We start from the raw sequence: 22774 nt of genomic DNA on the forward strand, positions 1-22774 counted from the left end.
CTGGAATTGCCCTGTGCGACCCGCTGTTCATTTTTGCGTGATCTGTTCCCGAATACGCGGAATTTGGCATGGTATCGGCCATTCTGTCCAGTCATTCTGAATGAATGTTCAACAAATGATATTGCGTTTTCCCCGGTATGCGCTACGCTTTGCCGGCGTTCGAAACGAGCATTCATCGATTGGGGATCGAGGGCTGATGATCGAAACGGCAGATGCCGAGTATGACGATACCGCCATCCGCTTCCTCGAGGCGCTGTGGGGCGATGGCTACCTGTCGCCGGGTGGACCTGAAGAAGTCGACCGGGTTGTCGAAGGGCTCTCGCTCAAGGGCAAGACGATTCTCGATATTGGCTGCGGCTCCGGCGGCATCACGCTGCATCTGGTCGAGCGCCATGGCGTCGCCCACGCCACCGGCTTTGATGTCGAACAGCCGGTGATCGAGGCGGCCAGGCGGCGAGCCGCCGCGCGTGTCACCGAGCGTGCCAGCTTCATTCAGGCGCCGCCCGGGCCGCTGCCTTTCGCCGATCGCTGTTTCGACGTCGTCTTCTCCAAGGACGCGCTGCTGCATGTGCCTGACAAGGACGGCCTGTTCGCCGAGATCTTCCGCGTGCTGAAACCGGGCGGCGTCTTTGTCGCCTCCAACTGGATGATCTCGCATGATGGTGACCCGTCGCCCCAGATGAAGGCCTATATCGCGGCGGAAGGGCTGTCCTTCGCCATGGCCTCGCCGGCGCGCTATGCGCAAGCGATGCGGCGCGCCGGCTTTGCCAATGTCACCGTCAGGGACCGCAATCCCTGGTACCGCGAGGTGGCGCGTGGCGAGCTGGAAAGGCTGAAAGGACCGCTCTATGCGCCGGTCGCCGCCGTGGTCGGCGCTGCCTATGTCGACAAGAACATCAGAACCTGGGAGGCCATGCAGAAGGTCCTTGACAGTGGCGAGCACCGTCCCACTCATCTTCGCGGGTGGAAGCCGGATGCGATTGGATAGCCGGCGATGCTGGAGACGATCACACCCATGAAAACGGCAGACGCCAAGGATGCCCTCCTTGAACCGGCGGGGAAAGCCGAGACCGAGAAGCGGGGACGCAAGGCTTCGAAGGAGGTCCGTCAGCTGCAGCTGATCGAGGCGACGATCGATTCGCTGGCCAAGCGCGGCTATGCCGAGACGACGATGGCCGATGTCGCCGATGGCGCGGGCCTGTCGCGCGGCATCGTCAACTTCCATTTCGAGAGCAAGGAAAAGCTGCTGATCGCGACGCTGCAGCATATGTATGACGAGTATTCGGCGCATTGGCGCGCCGCCCTGCAAAAGGCAGGCGACGATCCGGCGCGGCAGCTGCAGCAGCTGGTGTGGGCCGACTTCGACCGCTCGATCTGCAACAAGCGCAAGCTCGCCGCCTGGCTGGCCTTCTGGGGCGAGGCCAAGTCGCGGCCGACTTATCAGGCGCTCAGCAGCTCCCGCGACGCTTATTACCAGCAGGTCTTCGTCGATCTCTGCACGACGCTCAAGCACAGCGGCCCGTATGCCTATGAGCCGCAGGTGATGGCGCTGGCGCTGTCGGCCATGCTGGAGGGGCTGTGGCTGCGGCTGATGATGGGTACCGAGGACACAACGCGCGAAACTGCCTTGCAGGCCGCCAACGCTTTTTTGGCCGCTGCCTTCCCGAAGCATTACGGTTAGCAACAGCCGGCCGCCAAGACCGGCAAGACCAAAAGAGGATGGAACAGCATGAAGAAGCTTAGCCGACGTCTGACATTGACATTGGCGCTGGGTGGCGCGCTTGCGGCTTCGGCGGCAGCGCTTGCCGTTGCCGCCGACAAGGACCTGATCGTGTTCGACTGGTCCGGCTACGAGGATGCGAGCTTCCATCCGAAATATGTCGAGAAGAACGGCGATTCGCCGACCTTCGCCTTCTTCGGCGACGAGGACGAGGCGTTCGAGAAGGTGCGCTCGGGCTTCAAGGCCGATCTCGGCCACCCCTGCTCGCAGAGCGTGACGAAGTGGCGCGAGGCGGGTCTCCTGCAGCCGCTCGACACCTCGAAGATCACGGGCTGGAAGGACCTCAATCCCGGCATCATGGCGATGAAAAATCTCGCCACCACCGATGACGGCAAGGCGTGGTTCATGCCTTGGGATTGGGGCAACACGCAGCTCACCTACAACTCCTCCAAGATCGACGCCAAGGACGTGCAGTCGCTGAAGGCGTTTGCCGATCCGAAGTTCAAGGGCCGGGTGTCGATCGGCGACAACGTCGACGACGCCTATGCGCTGGCGAGCCTCGCCATTGGCCTCAAGGACTGGACCAAGATGACGGACGACCAGTTCAAGCAGGCTTCCGACTTCCTGCGCCAGGTGCACAAGAACGTCCGCTCCTACTGGACCGACACCACCGATATCGTGCAGCTGTTGAGCGGTGGCGAGGTCGACCTCGCCTGGGCCTGGAACGATGCCACGGTGCAGTCCGTCAAGGCAGGCGTGCCGATCAAGTCGATAAAGGATACGAATGAAGGCATCTCGACCTGGGTCTGTGGTTATGTGCTGTTCAAGGACGCGCCCGGCAACATCGACAAGGCCTATGATTATCTGAACGCCATCAACGATCCGGAGACAGCCAAGGTGCTGGTCAAGGACTGGGGCTATGGCCAGGCCAACGCCAAGGGCATGGCCGGCGTCGACCAGGCGATCCTCAGGGAAAAAGGCTATGACGACGTGCAGAAATTCGTCGACAAGACGCTGTTCCAGTCGCCGCTGCCGTCCGATCTCAAGCTGAAGATGATCGCCGAATTCGAGAAGATCAAAGCCGGGTACTGAGCATGATCCCGAAAAGTGGGGGCCGGTTTTCTCGGACAAACGGGAGCCCGTTTTGTCCAGAGATCATGCTCAAACAAGGAATGTAAGTTCTCGTCCCGGCTGCCCGTCCGTTGCCGGCACGACGGCGGACGGGCCTCGCCAAAGCGGATGATTTCTCCTAACCTCGCAGAAGCCTTTTCGCGATGGGGGAGTTTGCCATGACGCCGATGCTACGCCGCCTGGCGCTTGCCGCCGCCTGCACGATCGGCGCCGGCGCGGCCTATGCCTGGGCGGAAGGCGGCGGCGATCTCGTGGTGTTCGACTGGTCCGGTTACGAGGACCCGCTGCTGCATCCCGCCTATACCGCCAAACACGGCGCCGAGCCGACCTTCGCCTTCTTCGGCGACGAGGACGAAGCCTTCGAGAAGATGCGGGCGGGCTTCAAGACCGATATCGCGCATCCCTGTTCGCAAAGCGTGGCGAAGTGGCGCGACGCGGGCCTGCTGCAGCCGCTCGACACGTCAAGGATCACGGGCTGGAAAGACCTCAATCCCGGCATCATGGCGATGAAGAACCTCGCCACCACGCCCGACGGCAAGGCCTGGTTCATGCCGTTCGACTGGGGCAACACGGCATTGCTCTACCGCACCGACAATGTAACGGCTGACGAGGCGCAGTCGCTGCGGATCCTGGCCGACCCGAAATTCAAGGGCCGCGTCACCATCGGCGACAATGTCGACGATGCCTACGCGCTGGCGAGCCTGGTCATTGGCCTGAAGGACTGGACCAAGATGACCAACGCGCAGTTCAAGGAGGCGTCTGATTTCCTGCGCCAGGTGCACAAGAACGTGCGTCTCTACTGGACCGACTCGAGCGACATCGACCAGGCTTTTTCCGGCAATGAGGTCGACCTTGCCTGGGGTTGGGGCCAGACACTGATCGCGATGAGCGGGCAAGGTGTTCCCATCGCCATGAACCGCGACACCAGAGAAGGCATGTCCACCTGGGTGTGTGGCTACGTGCTGATGAAGGACGCGCCGGGCAAGCTCGACCAGGCCTATGATTTCCTGAACGCGGTCAATGCGCCCGATATTTCGAAATACATGGTCACGACATTCGGCTACGGCCATGGCAACAGTGCCGGCATGGCCGCGATCGACCACAAGGTGCTGGCCGAGCGCGGTTTCGACGACATCGACAAGTTCCTCGACAAGACGCTGTTCCAGCAGCCGGTCGCGCCCGAACTGAAAAAGCGCATGGTCGACGAATTCGAGAAGATCAAGGCCGGCTATTGACTGACGAACTGGAAAGAACCGACGTCGTCATCGTCGGTGCCGGCTTCACCGGCTTGTCGGCCGCACTTGAGCTGAAGCAGGCTGGCATCGATTTCGTGCTGCTCGAGGCGCGCGATCGTGTCGGCGGGCGGGTGGAAGCCGTTCGGAATGGACTTGGCGAGCGCATCGACAGCGGCGGCCAATTCCTGTGCGAGGACATGCCCGAAGTGATGGCGCTGGCGAAGGCGCGCGGCAAGACATTCGTCGAAACCTATGTCGAGGGCGACTTCACCACACATCCGTCGATGCGGCCCAAGGACGCCAAGCAGACCTATCACGGCGCGATGGCGATCCGCGAGCGCATGAACGGCGTCGAGCCGGACGACCCGTCGATCGCCGGCATGAGCGTCGCGGCCTGGCTGGAACAGCAGCCTGATCCCGTCGATGCCAAGACGGCTTTCCGCTCGATGATCGAAGGCCTTTGGTGCCTGCCAATGGACAAGGTGCCGCTCTGGCACCTGATCGACAATGACCGGCGCATCACCAACGAGGTGCCCGAGCTGCAGTATTCTCTGCGCGAGACCATGCAATCGCTAGCCGAGGATCTGGCTGGCGATCTCGGCGACCGGGTGCGGCTTGGCGAACCGGTCACGCGTGTCGAGCACTGGTCGCAAGGCGTTCGTGTCGTCACTGGCAATGGCGTGATCCAAGCGCGCCAGGTGCTGGTCGCCCTGCCGCCGGCGACGGCCGCGAAGCTCGCTTTCGCGCCGGCCTTGCCGGCGACACTCGCGAAGGCACTTGGCGTCTGGGAGAGCGGCGCGGTGATCAAGATCCTGGTGCGCTATCCCAAGCCATTCTGGCGCGAGCAGGGTTTGAGCGGCATGGTGATGTGGCGCGACCTGCCGGGGCTGTTTGCCTGCGACGCCAGCAGGGACGCGGAGCATGCCGCGCTCGTCGTCTTTGTCGGCGGACCGCTAGCGTTTCGATGGCGTGCACTCAGCGATGCGGCGTTGCGCGCGGAAGTGACGGCAAGGCTGGTGGCTGCTCTTGGTCCGGGCGCGGCCGATAGTGAAGATTTCAGCCAGCGCGACTGGATCCATGACCGCTGGAGCGGCGGCGCTTACAGCGACCTCATAGTCGATGCGACGGCAAGGGATGCCGAGCGGACGATTCTCGCGGGTGCTCCCCCGGTGCATTTCGCCGCTTCGGAACTATCGCCGTCATTCCCCGGCTATGTCGAAGGCGCGATCGTCGCCGGGCGCATCTCGGCGAGAAACATAATCGCCGAGCTTGTTAGCTGAGCATGATCTTTTCCCAAAACCAGTTTCGACTTTTGGGGATCATGCTTCAATCCCCCATCGCCACCAGCGCCTCGGGATCGTAGGCAAGGCGGATCGGTGTGCCGACCGGAATGTCGTCGGCGCCGAAATCGTTGGTCTCGGTCACCGACAGTGGCTTTTCCAGCCCCGGTATCTCGACGATCAGATGGGTGATCTCGCCGAAATAGTGGCGTTCGACCACCTTGCCGGCAACCTCGAATTTAGCTGTCGCATTGTCCCACAGCACGCGCAGACGCTCGGGGCGGATCCCCAGCGTGGCCGCGCCGCCATTGCGCATGAAGGCCTTCGGCTTGTCGGTTTTCACACGGCCGAATCCCAGTGTGTCGACGATCAGCGAGGCGCCGTTCTCCTCGACGATCTCGGCCTTGACGAAGTTCATGCCGCCGAGGAAGTCGGCGACCTGGCGGTTGACCGGGCGCTGGTAGATTTCCTTGGGCGAGGCGACCTGCGCGATCCTGCCGCCGAACATCACCGCGATGCGGTCGGACATTGCGAGCGCCTCATACTGGTCGTGGGTGACCAGCACGAAGGTGATGCCGACGGCCTGCTGCAGGCGGCGCAGCTCGACCTGCATCTGCTCGCGCAATTTCTTGTCGAGCGCCGACAGTGGCTCGTCGAGCAGCAGCACCTTCGGCCGCATGACCAGCGCACGGGCGAGTGCCACGCGCTGGCGCTGGCCGCCGGACAGTTCAGTGGCCAGCCGCTTGCCAAGCCCGGTCAGCGAGACCTGCGCCAGAGCCTCCTCGACGCGGCGTTTCTCCTCTCCGCCCTGCAGCCTCAGCCGCTTCAGCCCATAGGCGACGTTCTGCTCGACATTGAGGTGCGGGAAGATCGCATAGCTCTGGAACACCATATTGGTCGGCCGGCGGTTGGCCGGAATGCCTTCCATCGGCTGGCCGCCGACCGCGATCGAACCGCTGGTCGGGTTGTCGAAGCCGGCGATCATGCGCAAAAGCGTGGTCTTGCCGCAGCCGGACGGGCCGAGCAGCGAGAAGAATTCGCCTTCCTTGATGGTCAGGGACGCGTCGTCGAGCGCCTTGAACGACCCATAGCTGCGGGTGACGTTTCGGATCTCGATCATCGACCGATCAGATTGGGCTGGATCGGATTGGGGGCGCTCGATCTGCGGCTGTTCAGGCATAGAGGCCTCCCTCGTTCTGGGTGCGCCTGGCCGCGCGGCGACGCAGGATTTCGGCGACGGTCATCAAAACGAAAGAGGCAACCAGAAGCAGCGTGCCCAGCGCCAGCACGCCGGGCAGTTTCGAGGCGAAGCGCAACTGGCCCCAGATGTAGATCGGCAGCGTCGCTTCGGTGCCGGTCAGGAAGAAGGCGATGATGAACTCGTCGAGCGAGATGGTGAAGCAGACGAGCAGGCTGGAGATGATGGCCGGCGCCACCATCGGCAGCGTCACGCGGCGGAAGGTGCCGAAGGCGCTCTCGCCGAGATCGGCGGAGGCTTCCTCCAGGCTGCGGTCGAAGCCCTCGAAGCCGGAGGTCAGCACCGTCATCGAATAGGGAATGCATATCAGGACATGGCCGAGCACGACCGTGAACAGGGAGAGGCTCAAGCCCAGCTGCAGCATCACCAGCAGCATCGAGATGGCGACGATCACCTCGGGCAGCACCAGCGGCGCCATTATCAGGCCGTTGATGGCGCGGCGGCCGGGATAGCGGTAGCGGGTGATCGAGCGGGCGGCGAGGATGCCGAGCACGGTGGCGAGAACCGACGCGCAGACCCCGACCTTCAGGCTGTTCCAGGCGGCGTCGAGCAGCGCCGGCGTGTGCGGCAGGTCCGCATACCATTGCAGGGTGAAGCCGGTGAGCGGGAATTTCGGCGTCGGCGCCGTGTTGATCGAGAAGATCGGCAGGAAGATGACGGGCAGATAGAGGAAGACGATATAGAGAAACGCATAGACCGACAGCCAGCCGCCCGACAGGAGGCGCCGCGCCCTCATCGTGCCAGCCTCTGCAGTGCGCGGATGATCAGCACCGTGGCGCCGGCCATCAGGGTGACGATCAGCATGGTGGTGACGGAAAGGGCGGCCCCCAGCGGCCAGTTGGCCGCCTTGCCGAACTGCGCCTGAATGGCGTTGGCGATCATCACGCCGTCCTTGCCGCCGACCAGCTTCGGCGTGACATAGTCGCCGACGGTCGGGATCATGACGATCAGCGCCGCCGAGATGACGCCCGGCGCCGACAGCGGCAAGGTCACGCGAAGGAATGAACGCAAGGGACCATCGCCGAGATCGGTGGCTGCCTCGACCAGCGTGCGGTCGACCTTTTCCAGCGAGACGAAGATCGGCAGGATGGCGAAGGCCGCCCAGGCATGGGTCAGGGTAATGATGACGGCGCTCGAATTGTAAAGCAGCGCCGTAGACGGCTCGTCGATGATGCCGAGGCCCATCAGGCCGGAATTGAGCACGCCATTATAACCGAGGATGACCTTCCACGACATGACGCGCAAGAGATAGCTGGTCCAGAACGGGATGGTGATGAGGAACAGCCACAGGCTCTTGTGACGGCCGCCATGGAAGGAAATGAAGTAGGCGATCGGGTAGGCGAGGATGACGGTGAACAGGCTGACCGTCAGCGAGATGTAGAGCGAGCGCCACAACAGATCGCGGTAGATCGGCTCGGTCAGCGCCACGCGGTAGTTTTCCAGCGTGAAGGTGCGGTCGATTGTCAGGTAGTGCTGCGTCCAGAAGGAGTGGGCGATGACCACCAGGATCGGCAGGACCAGCAGGACGAGGGCGTAGAGAAAGGTCGGGCTGATCAGGGCAAAGCCCTGGACGGGTTCGGATTGCAGAAGGGCATTTCGTCTGGCCCGCGTCATGCGCAACGGGGGCGACCCTTCCACGGTCGCCGTCATTGCCAGACTCCGGGGGGCAGGGCTCCGGGCGTGATCGCGGTTGCTGGCCTGGACTGTTCCGCCATGCGCATCCCATTGTGCTGATACCGGCTGTTTGTTCCCACTTATCCTTGGAACGCGATCGAAAACAAAACCGGTGACCACTTTTGCTGGTCGCGTTCCTAGCTTGCCGGCTTTCTTTCATCTTGCGCGCATCCGTGGATTGAAATCAAGCGCTATTTCTGAGATATTGATTGAACGGACATTCAAAATTAGGCGAGGAAAGCCGCCATTTGTGGCCTTTGCCACCGAATTTTATGCTCAAGAAAAAATCGACAGAGATGTGGAGACGACAATGGCTGCGGTGAGGGACCTGAAGGCGACCGAAATGGCGGCGTCCGGCGGTGACGATGCCATTGAACTGGGCAAGCGCCATCTCATCCAGCCCTGGCCTTATGCCGGTTCCGTCGGTGCCGAAGCCCGCGCGCTGATCGGAGAGGGCGACGGCATCTACATCACCGACAGCACCGGCAAGCGGCTGATCGACGGGCCTGCCGGCATGTGGTGCGTCAATGTCGGCCACCGCCGCGAGGAACTCGCCAGGGTGATGTACGAGCAGGCGATGGCGCTGTCCTACAACACGCCCTGGTACACGATGAACGCGCCGTCGGCCGAACTTGCCATGCGCGTCGCCGGCCATGCGCCGGGTGATCTCAGCCATGTCTTCTACACCACCGGCGGCTCTTCCGGCGTGGAGACGGCGCTGCGCTTCATGCAGTTCTACAACAATGTGCGCGGCCGACCGGAAAAGAAGCTGATCCTGTCGCGCGGCGGCGCCTATCACGGCTCGACCTATCTGTCGGCCTCGCTCAACGGCCGCCCGCGCGATCGCGACTGGATGGACGGCGCCGACGAGCTGGTGATCAAGCTGTCCTCACCCGATCCGTTCCGCCGCCCGCAAGGCATGGGCCTTGCCGCCTTCACAGACTTTCTCGTCGACCAGTTCCGCGACACGGTCGCCCGTGTCGGCGCCGACAAAATCGGTGCTTTCGTCGGCGAGCCGGTGCAGGCATCGGGGGGCGTCGTGATCCCGCCCGACGGCTATCTCAAGCGCATCCGCGAGATCTGCCGCGACAACGACATCCTCTATGTCTCCGACGAGGTGGTGACGGGCTTCGGCCGGCTCGGCCATGTCTTCGCCTCGGGCGACGTGTTCGGCATCGATCCCGACATGATCACCTTCGCCAAGGGCGTCACCTCGGGCTATTTCCCGCTCGGCGGCGTCATCGTCTCGGAACGGCTGCTGCAGGAGTTGCGCCGTTCGAACCATCCCGACGCGATGTTCGGCCATGGCCTGACCTATACCAGCCACCCCATCGGCTGCGCCGTGGCGTTGAAAAACCTCGACCTGCTGGAAGAGGGCGTGCTTGCTCACACGCGCGCGGTCGCGCCCTATTTCCAGGCGCGGCTGAAGACGCTGGAAGAGCTGCCGCTGGTCGGCGAGGTGCGCGGCGCCGGGCTGATGGGCTGCGTCGAATGCGTCGCCGACCGTGAAAGCAAGAACCCGCTGCAGCTCGACAAGGATGTCGGCAAACGCATCGACGCCCACTGCCATGAGCTCGGCCTGCTGGTGCGGCCGCTGATCAACATGTGCGTGATGTCGCCGCCGCTGATCATCACGCGCGAGCAGATCGACGACATGGTCGGCATCCTGCGCGAGGGCATTTCGCGGACCATGGATGATCTGAGGAAAGAGGGAGTGTGGCGGGGGTAAAGTATCTTCCTTCTCCCGTAGGACAGAGAGAAGGAAGCTACGGCCGCGACCTCAGCGCGTCGTTCAAATTCCACATGTCCTTCTCCTCGGGCGCCGTTTCCAGGCCCAGCACCGGCAGCATCTTGCGCAGATGATCGTGGTGGGTGCGCACGCCATATTCGAGGTCGGAGAGATAAAAGCCCTCGAAGGCTTCGGACAGCATGGATTCGTTCGACCACACCGACAGCTGGACATCTTCCGACATGGTGTCGCGGTCGATGCGGAAGGAGAGGTAGCGGGCGGCGGCCTGCTCGCGGCTTTCGTCGCGGTAGCGGTAGATGGCGCCGCGCAGCAGGGTCTCGCCCGTCGACAGCGGAAACTCCTGATAGAACTGCACGGATTCCGGCATCACCGAAATGACCGCGTTGGGGAAGATGCCGTAATAGACCCAGGCCTTTTTCAGATAGTCCGGCAGATGCGCCGGCTCCGGCGCGATCTTGACGTAGTTCTTGACGCTCCAGCGGCGGCCGGCATGCGGATTGTAGGTGGCGAAGGAGCGCGATACGCCATTGATGAAGGGCTCATCGAAATAGGTCGCGCCATAAAGATCCTGCAGGGCAGGATGCGCCATGGCGACGTGATAGCCCTCATTGTCGACATCGCGCACCGACTTCCAGTTGACCGGCGTCTTCTGGGTCCAGATGCCCCAGGACGGCACCATGTCGGCGGCGTTGTAATGCGCGAATTCGGGCTCGATCGGCTTCATCAGCTCGGCGACCGAAGGCTGCGGTCCGCCATTGCGAAAGCGGATGAAGATAAAACCCATCCAGACTTCGAGGTCGAGCTGCATCAGGCCGAACTCGGTCTTGTCGAGATCGGGGAAGGAGCGCGGGCGCGCGGCGCCGCGCAGCGTGCCGTCGAGATTGTAGACCCAGCCATGGAACGGGCACACCAGCGCGTTCTTGCAATTGCCCTGGCTGTCGGCGACGACACGGCTGCCGCGGTGGCGGCACATATTGTTGAAGCCGCGCACGACGCCGTCCTTGCCGCGCACGATCAAGGCGCGTTCGCCGACCACATCCATGGTCAGATAGTCGCCGGCGTTCGGGATGTCGCTGACATGGCCGACGATCTGCCAATGGTTGCGGAAGACTTGCTCCTTCTCGAGTTCGAGAAGGGCATCGGAATGGTAGCTCCAGCCCGGCAGTCCCCGCCGGTCCCAATCGTTGGGGATCGCCACGTCACGGAGGTGCGGGTTCATAAAACGTCTCTTCTTTTTGTTGAATAATCATTCAATAAAATCATATTTTGCATTGAAATGCAATGGTTTGCGAAAATTCGAATGATTTCGACGCGGCGACTGCCCGGGAAAATCGCGGAGAATCCGGATGTTAGCCCCGGTTCCGAAATGCCGTTGCCACGTCGTTTCACAAGCGCGGAAGCAGACGAACAAGACGCCTTGCCGGTTGCAAAAAGCGCTCGCTGCGCCGCGGTCGATCTGCCGTCCGGCAGGCGTTGGGGTGGCGCTGCCTGGCTGAAGGCGACCTGGGATTACCTTGCCTCGGCGAAGTGTGAGCCGGAATGACCGATTCTGCCCGGTTTTGCCCGATACCGCTGTTTCAATTCCGTTACATTGCCAGAGCCACACCAATTTTGTGCTGTTACAAAGTGCGATTAAGTTCGTTTCATCATCAAAAAGAAACGCAGCGAAGGGGAAGGCAATGCATGCGAAAGTCGAGATCGTCACCAGCGAACACCGCCTCCAGGCTCCAGAGCGCGCTGACCGCCGTCCGAAACTGGCGCTGCGCCAACGCGCCAGCGACCACCCCATGGCCATGTTCATGGGGCTGGCTGCTTGCGCCATCATCGGCATGGCGCTCACGCCGACAGTCGGGCCGGCCTTCGCCTCGCTAAATCCGCCGGCCAATGTGGTCGACGGGGCGCCGACGACAGTCAAGACTGCTCGGCTGCCGATGCCGGCGCTCGACTTTGCCTGCAAGGGGCAGGCATGGGGCGCCGAGAGCGTCGATTGCCTGCGCGCCATCGCCCAACAGTCCGGGACGCACAAGGCCCGCGCGATCCGGATGATCGCCAATGCCGCGCCGCTGACCACCACGCCAAACATTTTCTGATTTCCGTCGAAGCGTGATCCCGGAACCGTTCCCTTTCGGGGTCCTGCTCTGACCTCCCCGAGCGCTCCTCCAGCGCTCCATTCAGCTCCCGCCGCACAGTCGGCCGGGAGCTTCTTTTTTAGCAATTCCAGCAAAAGCGCGAGCGGTTTTCCCGGGAAAAGCGCGTAGCGCTTTCCCTTTGGAATTGCGTCAGAACAAAGGGTTAGAGCCGGTTCGCCATTTCCATGAAACGGTGAACCGCTCTAGCCCTTCAACACGGTCTGCTCGGCAATGGTTGAAAGCACGCTGCGCACATCCAGCGTGCTGAACGGCTTTTCCAGGATCTGCGGCCGCTGCTGCGCCGGCAAGGCTTCTATTTCCGCCTTGGCGCCGATCAGATCGCCGGTGACCAGCACGAAACGCCGTGCCAGTTCGGGCCGCTCGGCAAGCAGCTCGCGGTAGATGGCCATGCCCGATGTGCCGGGCATGCGCAGGTCCGAAAAGACGATGTCAGGCGGCATATGGCCGCTCAAGGTGGCGGTGCCCGATTCCCAGACCGGCGCGATGCGCGACTTGATGCCCATCAATTCGAGAATGTCGGACAAGGAGCCCGCGACATCAGGCTCGTCGTCGATGATCAAGGCATGGCGCAGGCCGCTCGAGCGTGGCTGGCTCTCGCCGGCAGCAGCGATGCCCGCCGAAATGGCTGGCAACTGGACAACGAAACGCGCGCCTCGGGGCTGCACTTCCTCGAACCAGACATTGCCATTGTGCCGCTCGATGATCGATTTCGAGATCGACAGGCCGATGCCGGTGCCCACTCCGACCGGCTTGGTGGTGAAGTAGGATTCGAAGATGCGGTTGCGGATCGCTTCGGGAATGCCGGGCCCGTTGTCCTCGACCGAGAAGCCGGGATTGCCGCGATCGCCGCGGAAGGTCCGTACCTTGATCAGCCGGTCGCCGGCAATGCCGGCCAGGGCGTGCTGGCTGTTGATGAGGAAATTGGCCGCCACCTGCGTCACGTGGTCGGCGTCCGCCATGGCCAGCAGCGGACCCGGCGCGAAATCGGTGTCGATGATGATGCCGCTCGAGCGTGCGCCATAGGCGGTCACCTCGAGGGCAGCGCGGATCACCTGGTTGAGATCGGTCTCGGCCTGTGCCGCCGGGTGAAGCCGGACCATCGACAGGAAGCTCTTGACGATGCGGCCGCAGCGCTCGGCCGCGGCGCGCACCTTCTCGGCGCGGACCTTGGTCTGCGGGTCGGAGGCGAATTCGTGCAACAGCGTCGATTGCGCGACCACCACCGCCAACGGATTGTTGAGTTCGTGCGAAACGCCGGCCAGCAGCGAGCCCATCGCCGCCATCTTCTCGTTCTGGTGCAGCTTCTCGCGCTGCCGGTTGATCTCTTCCTCGGCACGCAGCCTGTCGCGCAGGTCGCGGATCGAGCCGAAGATCAGGCGGCGGTCGGCGACCCGCATCTCGGTCGCCGTCAGCTCGATCGGAAACACCTCGCCGGCGGCATTCTGCGTCACGGTCTCGAGCCGCTGGCCGACCATCGGCGCGCCGCGGCCCGACATGTAGTCGGCGCCCGAGGAATAGCCCTTGCGGTAGTATTCCGGCACGACGGTGTCGAGCAGATCCTTGCCGAGGATGTCGCTGCGCTGGAAGCCGAACATCTTTTCGGCGGCAGGATTGAATTCGATGATCGATCCAGCCTCGTCGATGACGATGATGGCGTCGAGCGAAGCCTGCAGCATGGTGCGGCGGATCACTTCGCTGGCATGGGCGTCGGAGGGCGAGTGCTCGATGGCGTCGCCGATGGCGAGCGCGATGATGTGCAGCGTCGCCTCCTCCTCGTCGGTCCACTCGCGCTCGTCGACGCAGTCATTGACGGCGAGCGTGCCCCACAGATGGCCATGGGCGAAGACCGACACCGACAGGAACGACTTGATGTTCTGCTTTTCGAAATCGGTTCTCAGGAATCCTTCGAGATTGCGCGTGTGCCCGGCAAAGATCTTGCCCTGCCGTTCGTCCTCGGCGACGCGCTCCAGCAGAGGGTCCGAATTGACGATCGACTGCATGATCACGGTCGGCGAGGCCAGTTCGCCGCCAAAGTCGGGGTCGATCCAGTAGGCGGCAACCGACTGGGCAAAACCCTGACCCGGCAGTTCGCGCAAGCGGAACAGGATGCCACGCTGGCATTCGATGGCCCGGCAAAGGGTTTCCAGTATGCCGTCCATCTCGCGCTGCCAGTCGCCGGCCTCGCGCAGCCGGCGAACGACGCGCACGGCCGCCATCGCAGCACCTTGCCTGAAACCCTGCATATCCCTGCTTGTTGCTTCGCCCGTCATTTTCAGCCGTTATTCCAAAGTATGCCAATCCGGTCGGCCATTCGATCGGCGAGCAACGGCTGTGAACCCGAGACCCTGTGGGCCTGGCGCTTAGTTGCTGTCGCCGGTCGGCAGCGAGAAGATATAGCCTTCGCCGCGCACCGTGCGCAGGAATTTCGGGTTGGCCGGATCCGCCTCGATCTTCTTGCGCAGGCGCATGATGCGGATGTCGACGGCGCGCGATGATTCCGGATCCTCGGTGAAGCCGATCGCCTCCGAGATCGCGGCGCGGGTCAGCAACCGGTTGGCGCGGGTCAGGAAAACCTCCAGCACATCGAATTCGCTCTTGGCCATGTCGATCACGGTACCGTTGGCGCCGGTGACCAGCCTGCCGTCAAGATCGGCCTGGAACGGGCCGAAGGCGACGGAACGGCGGTCCGTCCTGGTCTTCCTGTCGAGCAGCTCCGTTGGCTGTGGAACGCGGCGCAGCACGCTGCGCACCCTCGCCAGCACTTCGCGCAGTTCGTATGGCTTGACGATATAGTCGTCGGCGCCGAGCTCCAGCCCGACGATGCGGTCGAGCGCCGTGCCGGCGGCGGTCGCGTAGATGATGCCGATCGGCATTCTCGAGCGCAGCCAGCGGCCCAACGACAGCCCGTCCTCGCCGGGCATGGCGATGTCGAGAATGGCCAGATGAAAGGCTTGGGTCTCGATCAGGCTGCGCGCGGCGGCGGCGGTTTCAGCGGTCGCCACATCATAGCCGGCGGCGCCGAGATACTCGGCAACCGCGTCCCTCAGGTCGGGCTCGTCCTCGACGATCACTATTCTTGCCCGCACGATGCTCTCGCTCCCACTTTCAGTGGAAAGTAGATTGGGTATAAACATCATGTCCAGCACTCATATCCGGTTGCAAGGGAACGGTTGGAAAACATGGCTGCACGGGCCGTCATTGCGCTTGTTTCCGTCGCCGACGTGGTCGCGACCGAACTTGCCGACCATCTCGAGCGACGTGGCCATGATGTGCGCCAGGCGCGACAGCCCTGGGAGGCGGAATCGCTGCTGGCGGGCGGAGGCATCGATGTCGTTGTCGTCGGTGACAGTCTCAGCCAGGCGGAAGGGCGGGATCTGCTCAGGCGTCATGGCGGCCAAGGCGAGGGCGGCCGGGACGGGCCCGATTTCATTCTGATCTGCCGGCCGGCCGATCTCGTCGACAAGGTGCTGGCGCTCGAACTGGGTGCGGCCGACGTCGTCGAAAGCCCGCTCAATGTCAGGGAGCTTGCCGCCAGGGTCGGCGGCCTGCTGTCGCGTCGTGGCAGGGGCACGCAGGAACTGATCGTGCTGGAGAACGCGACCGTCGATTTGAGATCCGCCATCGTCATGCACCGGTCCGGTACGGAGGAACAGCTTTCGCCCGGCCAGGTGGCGCTGCTCAGGCTGTTCCTGGCGAGCCCCCGCAAGGTGCTGACGCGTGACGACATCATCGCCGCGGCACCGGCCGAGAACGCCGACGCGTTCGATCGTTCGATCGATTCGCGCATCGTGCGGCTGCGCCGCAAGCTCGACACAGAGACCATTACCACCATACGTGGCGCGGGCTACCGGTTCGATCCGCCGCAGCAGTTCACCGACTGACGGCGGCGTATCCGGGCTATCTTGCTGGCTGAGCATCGGATTTTCCTCCTGCCGATGCTCCCGCGGTTCAGCGCACCACCAGCAGCGACGGACCCGATGGCATGTCGCTGCTCACGACGAGTCCGTTTGCGTGGGCACGCTCCTTGAGGAGCACTGTGGCCAGGGCGGCAAAGCCAAGCAGGCCCTGCGCATAGAGCAGTGCGGAAAGCACAGAGGCGGCGAATTTCGTCTTCATCGTTGCAACTCCCCAGAAATGCCAATTCTTCAAAATGAGTATGTCGCGGGTCGCTTCAGGAAACTCCCGAAGTGCCCGCGCCGCTCACGGAGCCCCCCGCTGCGGCGCGGGCCTTCGGTCCTCTCGGCAGCAAGTTGCCGGAGGGGCCGCGCAATGCCAGCAACCGAAGGCCAACCCGCCAGAGGGCCTTGAGCCGGATGATGCGCAGGCTGGAAACAATCCAGACCGAGGCGGAAAACAGGGCGACGTGCACAGTAGAGATCTCGCTCGAACTCATCGCCGCCAGCCTTGCCACGGGGCTGCCGGCAACCGTGCCGACACCACCTATGACTGCTGCCGCGATGCTGATCCTGAAGAGCCAGGACCGCGTGTTCGTTTTCGTTCCCATGATCGTTGCCGTCTGCTTTCGTTGCGTCAACCTTGCGTTCGGCCCGTATCCGGATCATGCCGCCCGAAGCCGCGCTTTGTTGCAGGTTGGTTTCGAGTTTGCCTATGGATCTTTCATATAGAGGCAATTCGAACTTTCGTTTTGCGAGGAATACCTATGTGCTGCACATCGCCGCCATCGTCGGGGTGCGATCGTCGTCGCTGTGGCCGCTTGGCCTGTTAACCAGAGGAAACAGATTCGAAACACAAACGAGGATTTCGCGAAATCGCCCCGAAACATGCCGCAACGATAAGCCGCTCATCGAATTTGGAGCCGGCCTGACCGGCAGAGAGAGGGGACATCATGCACGCCACCATTTCCGCCAAGCTCATCAACATCACCGCCGCCGCGCTCACGGGTGCAGCACTTCTGTTCGGCGCCAATGCAGCCCATGCCGCCAACAAGATCGTGGCGCGGGTCTCGCTTTCGCAGCAGATCATGGAAGTTTCGGTCGACGGCAGGCCGACCTTCGCCTGGAAGGTTTCCACCGGTGACAGGGCGCATGTGACGCCGACCGGTTCGTTCAAGCCGACGCGCATGCATGAGATGTGGTACTCGAAGAAGTACGACAATGCGCCGATGCCGCACTCGGTGTTCTTCAGCGGCGGTTACGCGGTGCACGCCACCTATGCCATCAAGCGCCTCGGCCAGCCGGCTTCGCATGGCTGCGTGCGGCTGCATCCGGACAATGCGGCCGATTTCTATCAGCTGGTCGAGACCTTTGGGCCGGCCAACACCAGCATCGTCATCGTCAAGTAGCAGGCTGTGAGCAGGCCGACGGATCGCCGCGCCTGTTCAGGACTCCTGCCGGAACATTCCGGCGGTATCGAGCGCAGCCAAAAAAAGAGGCCGGATTTTTCCGGCCTCTTTTTTGTTCTTCGGCTTCCATCAGTCCGGCAATGCCGGCATCAGCCTCGGATCCGGCTTTTCCGCAAGATGCGGCAGATCCTTGCTGGCGATGAAGGTGTAGAACATGGGCACGACGAAGAGCGTGAACATGGTGCCGACCAGGATGCCTGTGAAGATGACCAGGCCCATCGAATAACGAGCAGCAGCACCGGCGCCGCTCGACGTGATCAGCGGTACGACGCCTAGCGCCATAGCCGCCGTCGTCATCAGGATCGGCCGCAGGCGCACCTTGGCCGAGGCGATGATGGCGTCGCGCCGCCGCAGGCCATGCGCCTCGCGCTGCTGGTTGGCGAATTCGACCAGCAGGATGCCGTGCTTGGTGATCAGGCCGATCAGCGTGATCAGACCCACCTGCGTGTAGATGTTGAGCGTGCCAAGGCCGAGATTGAGCGGCACGATCGCGCCGAAGATCGACAGCGGCACCGCCATCATGATGATCAGCGGGTCGCGGAAGCTTTCAAACTGTGCCGCCAGCACCAGATAAATGACGATGACAGCCGCTGCGAAAGCGATCAAGATGGTGTTGCCCTGTTCCTTCTCCTGCCGGGACTGGCCGGAATAGTCGATGAAGAAGGTGTCGGGCAGGCTATCCCTGGCAATATCCTCGAGGACCTTCAACCCGTCGCCCGTGGTGACGCCGGGCAGCGGCAGTGCCGAGATGGTCGACGAATTCAGCTGGTTGAACTGTTCGATCGCCGCCGGCGAGGCATTGTTCGAAATCTTCACCACGGCCGACAGCGGCACCATCTCGCCCGTCACGCTGCGCACGAAATACTCGCCGAGCTTTTCGGGGTTGTCGCGGAATTGCTGCGGCACCTGGGGGATGATGTCATAGCTGTTGGAGTCGCGGTCGAACTGCGCCACTTCGGCGCCGCCGACCAGCAGCGTCAACGTCCGGCCGATATCGGCGATCGGCAAGTTCAGCGCGGCGGCTCGGTCGCGGTCGATGGTGACCGTCACCTGCGGCGAATCGTAGGACATCGAGTTCTGCACGACGATGAAACGGCCGGAGGCCTGTGCCTTGTTCTTGATCTGCTCGGCGGCCTTGTACACTTCCGCGGTATCGCCGGTCGAGCGCACGACCAGGGCGATCGGCAGGCCGCCACCGGAGCCCGGCAGCGTCGGCGGGGCGAAGACGAAGGCCTGCACGCCCGCCACCTTGGCGATACGAGCCGTGATGTCGGCCTGCAGTTCCTTCGAATTGCGCTTGCGCTCCGCCCAATCCTTGAAGGCAAAGCCGACGAAGGCGCTGTTTGTCGTGCCGCCGAAGGCGACCGCCGAGAACTGCGCCCGCGTTTCCGGAATATCCCTCACCAGGCCGAGCATCTGGTTCACATAGGTTTCGGTGTAATCCGATGTCGCATAGGTCGGTCCGGTCACGAGCGAGAGCAGGAAGCCCTGGTCCTCTTCCGGCGCCAGCTCGCTCGAGGTCTTGGTGAACATGAAGCCGGTCACGCCGACGAGCGCGAGCACGATGATCAGCGTCAAAGGACGATAGTTCAGCGAACCGGTGACGGCACGCTCATAGACGTGCTCGACCCGCGCGAAAATGCCGTCGACAATGCGCTGGAAACGGCCTGGTGTGCCGGCCTTCAGGAGGCGCGCCGACATCATCGGAGTGATGGTCACGGCGATCACGCCCGACAGCACCACCGAGCCGGCGAGCGTCACCGCAAATTCGCGGAACAGCGCGCCGGTCAGGCCGCCGGTGAAGGCCAGCGGCGCGAACACGGCGGCCAGCGTCATGGTCATGGCGACGATGGCCGAGGCGATCTCGCGCATGCCGCTGAACGCGGCCTGCATCGGCGTCATGTGGTCCTCTTCCATGTGGCGGTGGATGTTCTCCACCACCACGATGGCGTCATCGACCACAAGACCGATCGCCAGCACCATGGCCAGCAGCGACAGAAGGTTGATCGAATAGCCCACCGCAAACAACAGGAAGCAGACGCCGATCAGCGACAACGGAATGGTGATGATCGGCATCATCACCGAACGGAACGAGCCGAGGAACAGAAGGATGACCAGGACGACGATGGCAACAGCCTCGCCGATGGTCTTGAACACCTCCTCGATCGAGGCGCTGATCTGCCCGGTCGCGTCGTAGACGACCTCGATGGTCATGCCTTTCGGCAGCGTTTCCTGGATCTGCGGCACGAGCTTGGTGAGCGCTGCCGCGGTGGTCAGCGGGTTGGCCGCGGGGGTCGGGAAGATGGCGAGGAAGGTGCCGGGCTTGCCGTTGAAGGAGACCCTGGTGTCGGTATTTTCCGCGCCGAGTTCGACGCGGGCGACGTCGCGCAGCCGCACCACATTGCCGTTGGTCGAGCGCAAGGGAAGTTCGGCGAAGGCTTCCGGCGTCTGCAGCGTCGAGCGCACGGTGATCGACGAGACGACATATTCGTTCTGGGTGTTGCCGGGCGCCGACAGGAAGTTGGAATTGTTGATCGCCGTCAGCACTTCCGCCGCCGTCACACCGCGTGCGGCAAGCCGGACGGGGTCGATCCAGACGCGCATCGAGTATTGCTGGGCGCCGAAGATCTGGACGTCGGCGACGCCTTCGACCGTCGACATGCGGGGCCGGATGACGCGCTCGATATACTCCGTCAGCTGCTCCTTCGTCATGTTCGGATTCTGCATCGAGATGTACATCATCGCGAACTGCTGGCCGGTGCCCTTGACGATGACAGGGTCCTTGGATGCATCCGGCAAGGTGCCGCGCACGCCCTGGACCTTGGACAGCACTTCGGTCAGCGCCACGTCGGGGTTGGAGCCGAGCTTCATCTGCACCGTCACGGTGCTGGAGGACGGACGGCTGGACGAAGTGACGTAGTCGATGTTCTCGGTCGAGGCGACGGCGCGCGCGATCGGGGCGGAAATGAAGCCCTGGATCAGGTCGGCGCTGGCGCCCGGATAGGCCGTCGTGATCGTGATCGCGGTTTCGTCAACCTTCGGATACTGGCGGATCGACAGGTTGAAGATGCCCTGGAAACCCAGGAGCAGGATCATGCAGGCAAGGACCGTCGACAGGACGGGCCGGCGAATGAAGAGATCGGAAAAGCTCATTGCTGGTCGGCCTGCTTGTTCGCCGATTTGGTCGGGTCGATGGTGTTGTCGACATTGACGGACATGCCGTTGAAGAGGCGGTTCTGACCTGCGGTGACGACCTCGTCGCCGGCCTTCAGCCCTTCGACGATCTCGACCATGCCCTGATTGCGGCGGCCGGGCTTGACGAAGACCTGCGACAGCACCAGCGCGGGCTTGTCGCCCTCCGCCGCCGGCTTGGCCGGGTCGGCAGCCGGTTTGGTGGCATCGGAAGCGGCCTTGTCCGCCGGCTTTGCTGCATCGGCGGCAGGCTTCATGGCATCGGCTGGCTTGGCATCCGCCGGCTTGTCGGTAGCCGCCGCGGCTGGCTTTTCTTCCGGCTTGGCGGGCTGCGCCGGGGCCGTGCCGGCGGGCTTGGCCGGCTGCACCACGAAGATGTAGTCGCCATAAAGGCTGGTGGTCAGCGCCGTCTGCGGCAGCGTCAGCACGTTCTGCTCCTCGGGCAGTTCGACACGCACCTGGACGAACTGGCCAGGGGTCAGCTTGCCGTCGGGATTGGCGACTTCCGCCCGGATGTTCACCAGCCGGCTGGACGGGTCGATCTTGGGGTCGATGCCCCGGATCTCGCCGGCAAACGGCATGTCCGCGCCGCTCAAGCCCAGCCGAACCGTCTGGCCGATCTTGAGCAGCGGCAGCTGCTGTTCGGGGATCGAGAAATCGACCCGCATCGTGTCAAGATCCTGCAGTGTCACCACGGCGGTGCCGGGCGCCATATACTGCCCGACATCGATCTTCGGAATACCGACCGTGCCGCCGAAAGGCGCCGTCAGCTGCTTCTGGTCGAGCACGGCCTGCAGCTTGGTGACCTGGGACGCCGAGGCCGAGGCCGCCGCACGTGCGGTGTCAAGCGTCGAATCGGAACCGACGCCACGTCTGGTCAGTTCGATCGCGCGGGCCAGCGATGTCTGATCGAGCGCGGCCTGCGCCTTCTGTGCGTCGAGATCAGCGCGCTCGACGGCATCGTCGAGCTGCAGCAGCACCGCATTGGCCGCCACTTTCTGGTTGGCATGGAAAAGGATGTCCTTGACGATGCCGGTGGTCTCGACCGTCAGGTCGACGCCACGCACGGCTCGCACCGTACCGATCGCCTCGACGCCCGGCGTCCAGCTCGACGGCTTGGCGATGGTCGTTGAAACGGTCGCCGCCGGCGGCTTCATCGTGGCGAAAAACTGCTTGATGCCGTTGTCGCGCAGGAAGTTGAACCCGACGATGCCGCCGACCACAACGACCAGAACGGCCAGAACGAGAATGATGACGAAGAAACGGAGTATGCGCTTGAACAAGGAAGTCCCCTCAGTCGAAATCCGGCGCGAAGCGCGGACACCGGGACACATATCGACTGCGGGTCCCGATTTCAAATGGTGGCGGCTTTACTGTACCGTCTGGACGGTCTTGTCAATTGGGCCTAAGCTTGCGAAGGGAGGCGCCATGAGAGCCCAACGACGGAACTCGCGCGAGAAGATACTCGCGGCGGCGGCTGATGTTGCCCGGGAATCCGGGCCCGGCAGCCTGTCGCTGGATGCCGTCGCCAGCCGCGCCGGCGTGTCGAAGGGTGGGTTGCTCTACAATTTCCCGACCAAGGCCAAATTGATGCAGGGGCTGGTCGAAGGCTATCTGCGTGATTTCGAGCAGGCGCTGGAGACCGCCAACAGCAACGACGATGGCAAAAAACCGCTCGCCGTCTACATCAGGCTGTCGGCCGATGATTGCGAGGAAAAGCGACCCTCGGCCTCATGGATCTTTTCGGCGATCGCCGAGGATCCCGATTTCATGACGCCGATAAAGACATTCAAGCGGCAGCTTTTCGAACGGCTGAAGGGCGAAACATCAGACCTCAAATCGCTGCTGGTCTGTTACCTCGCCATCGAGGGGCTGCGCAGCATGAACCTTTTCGATTCCGATGTGCTGTCGAAGGACGAACGGGAACTGCTGGTGGCGTCGCTGCTGGAGATCGCCAGTTCGCCCGATGCCCACCAAGCTTCCGGGACGCAATCTTGACGGCTTTCCGCCGGCAGGCACCGG

General features: G+C 63.0%; 21 protein-coding genes. 11 read left to right on the forward strand and 10 right to left on the reverse strand.

The genetic code is table 11. The features are described from left to right. The first annotated feature begins 196 nt into the window (after nucleotides 1–196). The 5 genes from FJV83_RS24445 (at nucleotide 197) to FJV83_RS24465 (ending at nucleotide 5366) form a co-directional block, all read left to right on the forward strand. The gene (locus FJV83_RS24445; protein ID WP_142885687.1) at nucleotides 197–988 is read left to right on the forward strand and encodes a methyltransferase domain-containing protein; all 792 of its coding nucleotides are present in this window, start codon (nucleotides 197–199) and stop codon (nucleotides 986–988) included. A gap of 27 nt (nucleotides 989–1015) precedes the next feature. Continuing rightward, nucleotides 1016–1681 (forward strand): transcriptional regulator BetI, encoded by a 666-nt coding sequence (gene betI / locus FJV83_RS24450; protein WP_245318091.1) that lies wholly within the window; start codon nucleotides 1016–1018, stop codon nucleotides 1679–1681. A 48-nt stretch (nucleotides 1682–1729) separates the two neighbouring features. Next, nucleotides 1730–2812, forward strand: coding sequence for an ABC transporter substrate-binding protein (locus tag FJV83_RS24455; protein ID WP_142885686.1), 1083 nt, complete (start codon nucleotides 1730–1732; stop codon nucleotides 2810–2812). A 197-nt stretch (nucleotides 2813–3009) separates the two neighbouring features. Then, a complete protein-coding gene (locus tag FJV83_RS24460; RefSeq protein WP_142885685.1) occupies nucleotides 3010–4086 on the forward strand; it encodes an extracellular solute-binding protein in 1077 nt (358 codons plus the stop codon). Continuing rightward, on the forward strand, nucleotides 4083–5366 hold the full coding sequence (locus tag FJV83_RS24465; protein WP_246691913.1) for a flavin monoamine oxidase family protein: 1284 nt from the start codon (nucleotides 4083–4085) through the stop codon (nucleotides 5364–5366). The genes FJV83_RS24460 and FJV83_RS24465 overlap by 4 nt, the downstream gene beginning before the upstream one ends. Before the next feature lie 46 nt (nucleotides 5367–5412). On the opposite strand, the gene FJV83_RS24470 is transcribed toward FJV83_RS24465, so the two are convergent. From FJV83_RS24470 to FJV83_RS24480, 3 genes are read right to left on the reverse strand one after another with little or no spacing between them, the layout of a single operon-like run. Further along, entirely contained in the window at nucleotides 5413–6486 is a 1074-nt protein-coding gene (locus FJV83_RS24470) for an ABC transporter ATP-binding protein (RefSeq protein ID WP_095793165.1), read from the reverse strand. A 52-nt stretch (nucleotides 6487–6538) separates the two neighbouring features. After that, on the reverse strand, nucleotides 6539–7360 hold the full coding sequence (locus tag FJV83_RS24475; RefSeq protein ID WP_142876558.1) for an ABC transporter permease: 822 nt from the start codon (nucleotides 7358–7360) through the stop codon (nucleotides 6539–6541). Continuing rightward, the gene (locus FJV83_RS24480) at nucleotides 7357–8274 is read right to left on the reverse strand and encodes an ABC transporter permease (RefSeq protein ID WP_095772179.1); all 918 of its coding nucleotides are present in this window, start codon (nucleotides 8272–8274) and stop codon (nucleotides 7357–7359) included. The genes FJV83_RS24475 and FJV83_RS24480 overlap by 4 nt, the downstream gene beginning before the upstream one ends. A 334-nt stretch (nucleotides 8275–8608) precedes the next feature. On the opposite strand from FJV83_RS24480, the gene FJV83_RS24485 reads away from it, so the two are divergent. After that, nucleotides 8609–10027, forward strand: a complete 1419-nt coding sequence (locus tag FJV83_RS24485) for an aminotransferase (RefSeq protein WP_142885683.1) — start codon at nucleotides 8609–8611, stop codon at nucleotides 10025–10027. 37 nt (nucleotides 10028–10064) lie between these two features. On the opposite strand, the gene FJV83_RS24490 is transcribed toward FJV83_RS24485, so the two are convergent. After that, the gene (locus FJV83_RS24490; protein ID WP_095772181.1) at nucleotides 10065–11267 is read right to left on the reverse strand and encodes an aromatic ring-hydroxylating dioxygenase subunit alpha; all 1203 of its coding nucleotides are present in this window, start codon (nucleotides 11265–11267) and stop codon (nucleotides 10065–10067) included. Between the two features lie 27 nt (nucleotides 11268–11294). Further along, nucleotides 11295–11753, reverse strand: coding sequence for a hypothetical protein (locus FJV83_RS24495; RefSeq protein ID WP_142885682.1), 459 nt, complete (start codon nucleotides 11751–11753; stop codon nucleotides 11295–11297). On the opposite strand from FJV83_RS24495, the gene FJV83_RS24500 reads away from it, so the two are divergent. Further along, entirely contained in the window at nucleotides 11728–12138 is a 411-nt protein-coding gene (locus tag FJV83_RS24500; protein WP_142876555.1) for a hypothetical protein, read from the forward strand. The two genes, FJV83_RS24495 and FJV83_RS24500, sit on opposite strands and share 26 nt — an antisense overlap. A gap of 242 nt (nucleotides 12139–12380) precedes the next feature. Here FJV83_RS24500 and FJV83_RS24505 read toward each other — a convergent pair whose 3' ends face one another. Together FJV83_RS24505 and FJV83_RS24510 are read right to left on the reverse strand one after the other, a co-directional pair. After that, nucleotides 12381–14468 (reverse strand): PAS domain S-box protein, encoded by a 2088-nt coding sequence (locus FJV83_RS24505; protein ID WP_179295882.1) that lies wholly within the window; start codon nucleotides 14466–14468, stop codon nucleotides 12381–12383. 90 nt (nucleotides 14469–14558) lie between these two features. Further along, nucleotides 14559–15332, reverse strand: coding sequence for a response regulator transcription factor (locus tag FJV83_RS24510; protein ID WP_171880411.1), 774 nt, complete (start codon nucleotides 15330–15332; stop codon nucleotides 14559–14561). A 45-nt stretch (nucleotides 15333–15377) separates the two neighbouring features. Here FJV83_RS24510 and FJV83_RS24515 point away from each other — a divergent pair, with 45 nt between their 5' ends. Next, the gene (locus FJV83_RS24515) at nucleotides 15378–16079 is read left to right on the forward strand and encodes a response regulator transcription factor (protein ID WP_142885681.1); all 702 of its coding nucleotides are present in this window, start codon (nucleotides 15378–15380) and stop codon (nucleotides 16077–16079) included. A gap of 67 nt (nucleotides 16080–16146) precedes the next feature. Here the strand turns inward: FJV83_RS24515 and FJV83_RS24520 are convergent, their stop codons facing one another. Beyond that, nucleotides 16147–16314 carry a hypothetical protein gene (locus FJV83_RS24520; protein WP_019861555.1) on the reverse strand — a complete coding sequence of 56 codons (168 nt, stop codon included), beginning with the start codon at nucleotides 16312–16314 and terminating at the stop codon, nucleotides 16147–16149. A gap of 197 nt (nucleotides 16315–16511) precedes the next feature. Here FJV83_RS24520 and FJV83_RS36530 point away from each other — a divergent pair, with 197 nt between their 5' ends. Together FJV83_RS36530 and FJV83_RS24530 are read left to right on the forward strand one after the other, a co-directional pair. Further along, nucleotides 16512–16823 carry a hypothetical protein gene (locus tag FJV83_RS36530; protein WP_185973360.1) on the forward strand — a complete coding sequence of 104 codons (312 nt, stop codon included), beginning with the start codon at nucleotides 16512–16514 and terminating at the stop codon, nucleotides 16821–16823. A 221-nt stretch (nucleotides 16824–17044) separates the two neighbouring features. After that, nucleotides 17045–17500 carry a L,D-transpeptidase gene (locus tag FJV83_RS24530; protein ID WP_142885679.1) on the forward strand — a complete coding sequence of 152 codons (456 nt, stop codon included), beginning with the start codon at nucleotides 17045–17047 and terminating at the stop codon, nucleotides 17498–17500. A 129-nt stretch (nucleotides 17501–17629) separates the two neighbouring features. Here the strand turns inward: FJV83_RS24530 and FJV83_RS24535 are convergent, their stop codons facing one another. Both FJV83_RS24535 and FJV83_RS24540 read right to left on the reverse strand, forming a co-directional pair. After that, nucleotides 17630–20713 (reverse strand): efflux RND transporter permease subunit, encoded by a 3084-nt coding sequence (locus FJV83_RS24535; RefSeq protein ID WP_142885678.1) that lies wholly within the window; start codon nucleotides 20711–20713, stop codon nucleotides 17630–17632. Beyond that, nucleotides 20710–22035: an efflux RND transporter periplasmic adaptor subunit gene (locus tag FJV83_RS24540; RefSeq protein ID WP_142885677.1), complete on the reverse strand. Its 1326-nt coding sequence runs from the start codon at nucleotides 22033–22035 to the stop codon at nucleotides 20710–20712. The genes FJV83_RS24535 and FJV83_RS24540 overlap by 4 nt, the downstream gene beginning before the upstream one ends. A 145-nt stretch (nucleotides 22036–22180) precedes the next feature. Between FJV83_RS24540 and FJV83_RS24545 the strand changes: the two genes are divergently transcribed. Continuing rightward, entirely contained in the window at nucleotides 22181–22750 is a 570-nt protein-coding gene (locus tag FJV83_RS24545) for a TetR/AcrR family transcriptional regulator (RefSeq protein ID WP_142885676.1), read from the forward strand. The last annotated feature ends 24 nt before the right edge of the window (nucleotides 22751–22774 follow it).

Origin of the sequence: Mesorhizobium sp. WSM4307, assembly GCF_007003945.1 — a bacterium.
Lineage (GTDB): Bacteria > Pseudomonadota > Alphaproteobacteria > Rhizobiales > Rhizobiaceae > Mesorhizobium.

Bases quoted from the DNA above. Each gene is read 5' to 3' on its own strand.
- FJV83_RS24445 (WP_142885687.1), top strand. From the start codon at position 197: ATGATCGAAACGGCAGATGCCGAGTATGACGATACCGCCATCCGCTTC.
- betI (WP_245318091.1), top strand. From the start codon at position 1,016: ATGAAAACGGCAGACGCCAAGGATGCCCTCCTTGAACCGGCGGGGAAA.
- FJV83_RS24455 (WP_142885686.1), top strand. From the start codon at position 1,730: ATGAAGAAGCTTAGCCGACGTCTGACATTGACATTGGCGCTGGGTGGC.
- FJV83_RS24460 (WP_142885685.1), top strand. From the start codon at position 3,010: ATGACGCCGATGCTACGCCGCCTGGCGCTTGCCGCCGCCTGCACGATC.
- FJV83_RS24470 (WP_095793165.1), bottom strand. From the start codon at position 6,486: ATGATCGAGATCCGAAACGTCACCCGCAGCTATGGGTCGTTCAAGGCG.
- FJV83_RS24475 (WP_142876558.1), bottom strand. From the start codon at position 7,360: ATGAGGGCGCGGCGCCTCCTGTCGGGCGGCTGGCTGTCGGTCTATGCG.
- FJV83_RS24480 (WP_095772179.1), bottom strand. From the start codon at position 8,274: ATGACGGCGACCGTGGAAGGGTCGCCCCCGTTGCGCATGACGCGGGCC.
- FJV83_RS24485 (WP_142885683.1), top strand. From the start codon at position 8,609: ATGGCTGCGGTGAGGGACCTGAAGGCGACCGAAATGGCGGCGTCCGGC.
- FJV83_RS24490 (WP_095772181.1), bottom strand. From the start codon at position 11,267: ATGAACCCGCACCTCCGTGACGTGGCGATCCCCAACGATTGGGACCGG.
- FJV83_RS24500 (WP_142876555.1), top strand. From the start codon at position 11,728: ATGCATGCGAAAGTCGAGATCGTCACCAGCGAACACCGCCTCCAGGCT.
- FJV83_RS24505 (WP_179295882.1), bottom strand. From the start codon at position 14,468: ATGACGGGCGAAGCAACAAGCAGGGATATGCAGGGTTTCAGGCAAGGT.
- FJV83_RS24510 (WP_171880411.1), bottom strand. From the start codon at position 15,332: ATGTTTATACCCAATCTACTTTCCACTGAAAGTGGGAGCGAGAGCATC.
- FJV83_RS24515 (WP_142885681.1), top strand. From the start codon at position 15,378: ATGGCTGCACGGGCCGTCATTGCGCTTGTTTCCGTCGCCGACGTGGTC.
- FJV83_RS24520 (WP_019861555.1), bottom strand. From the start codon at position 16,314: ATGAAGACGAAATTCGCCGCCTCTGTGCTTTCCGCACTGCTCTATGCG.
- FJV83_RS36530 (WP_185973360.1), top strand. From the start codon at position 16,512: ATGATGCGCAGGCTGGAAACAATCCAGACCGAGGCGGAAAACAGGGCG.
- FJV83_RS24530 (WP_142885679.1), top strand. From the start codon at position 17,045: ATGCACGCCACCATTTCCGCCAAGCTCATCAACATCACCGCCGCCGCG.
- FJV83_RS24535 (WP_142885678.1), bottom strand. From the start codon at position 20,713: ATGAGCTTTTCCGATCTCTTCATTCGCCGGCCCGTCCTGTCGACGGTC.
- FJV83_RS24545 (WP_142885676.1), top strand. From the start codon at position 22,181: ATGAGAGCCCAACGACGGAACTCGCGCGAGAAGATACTCGCGGCGGCG.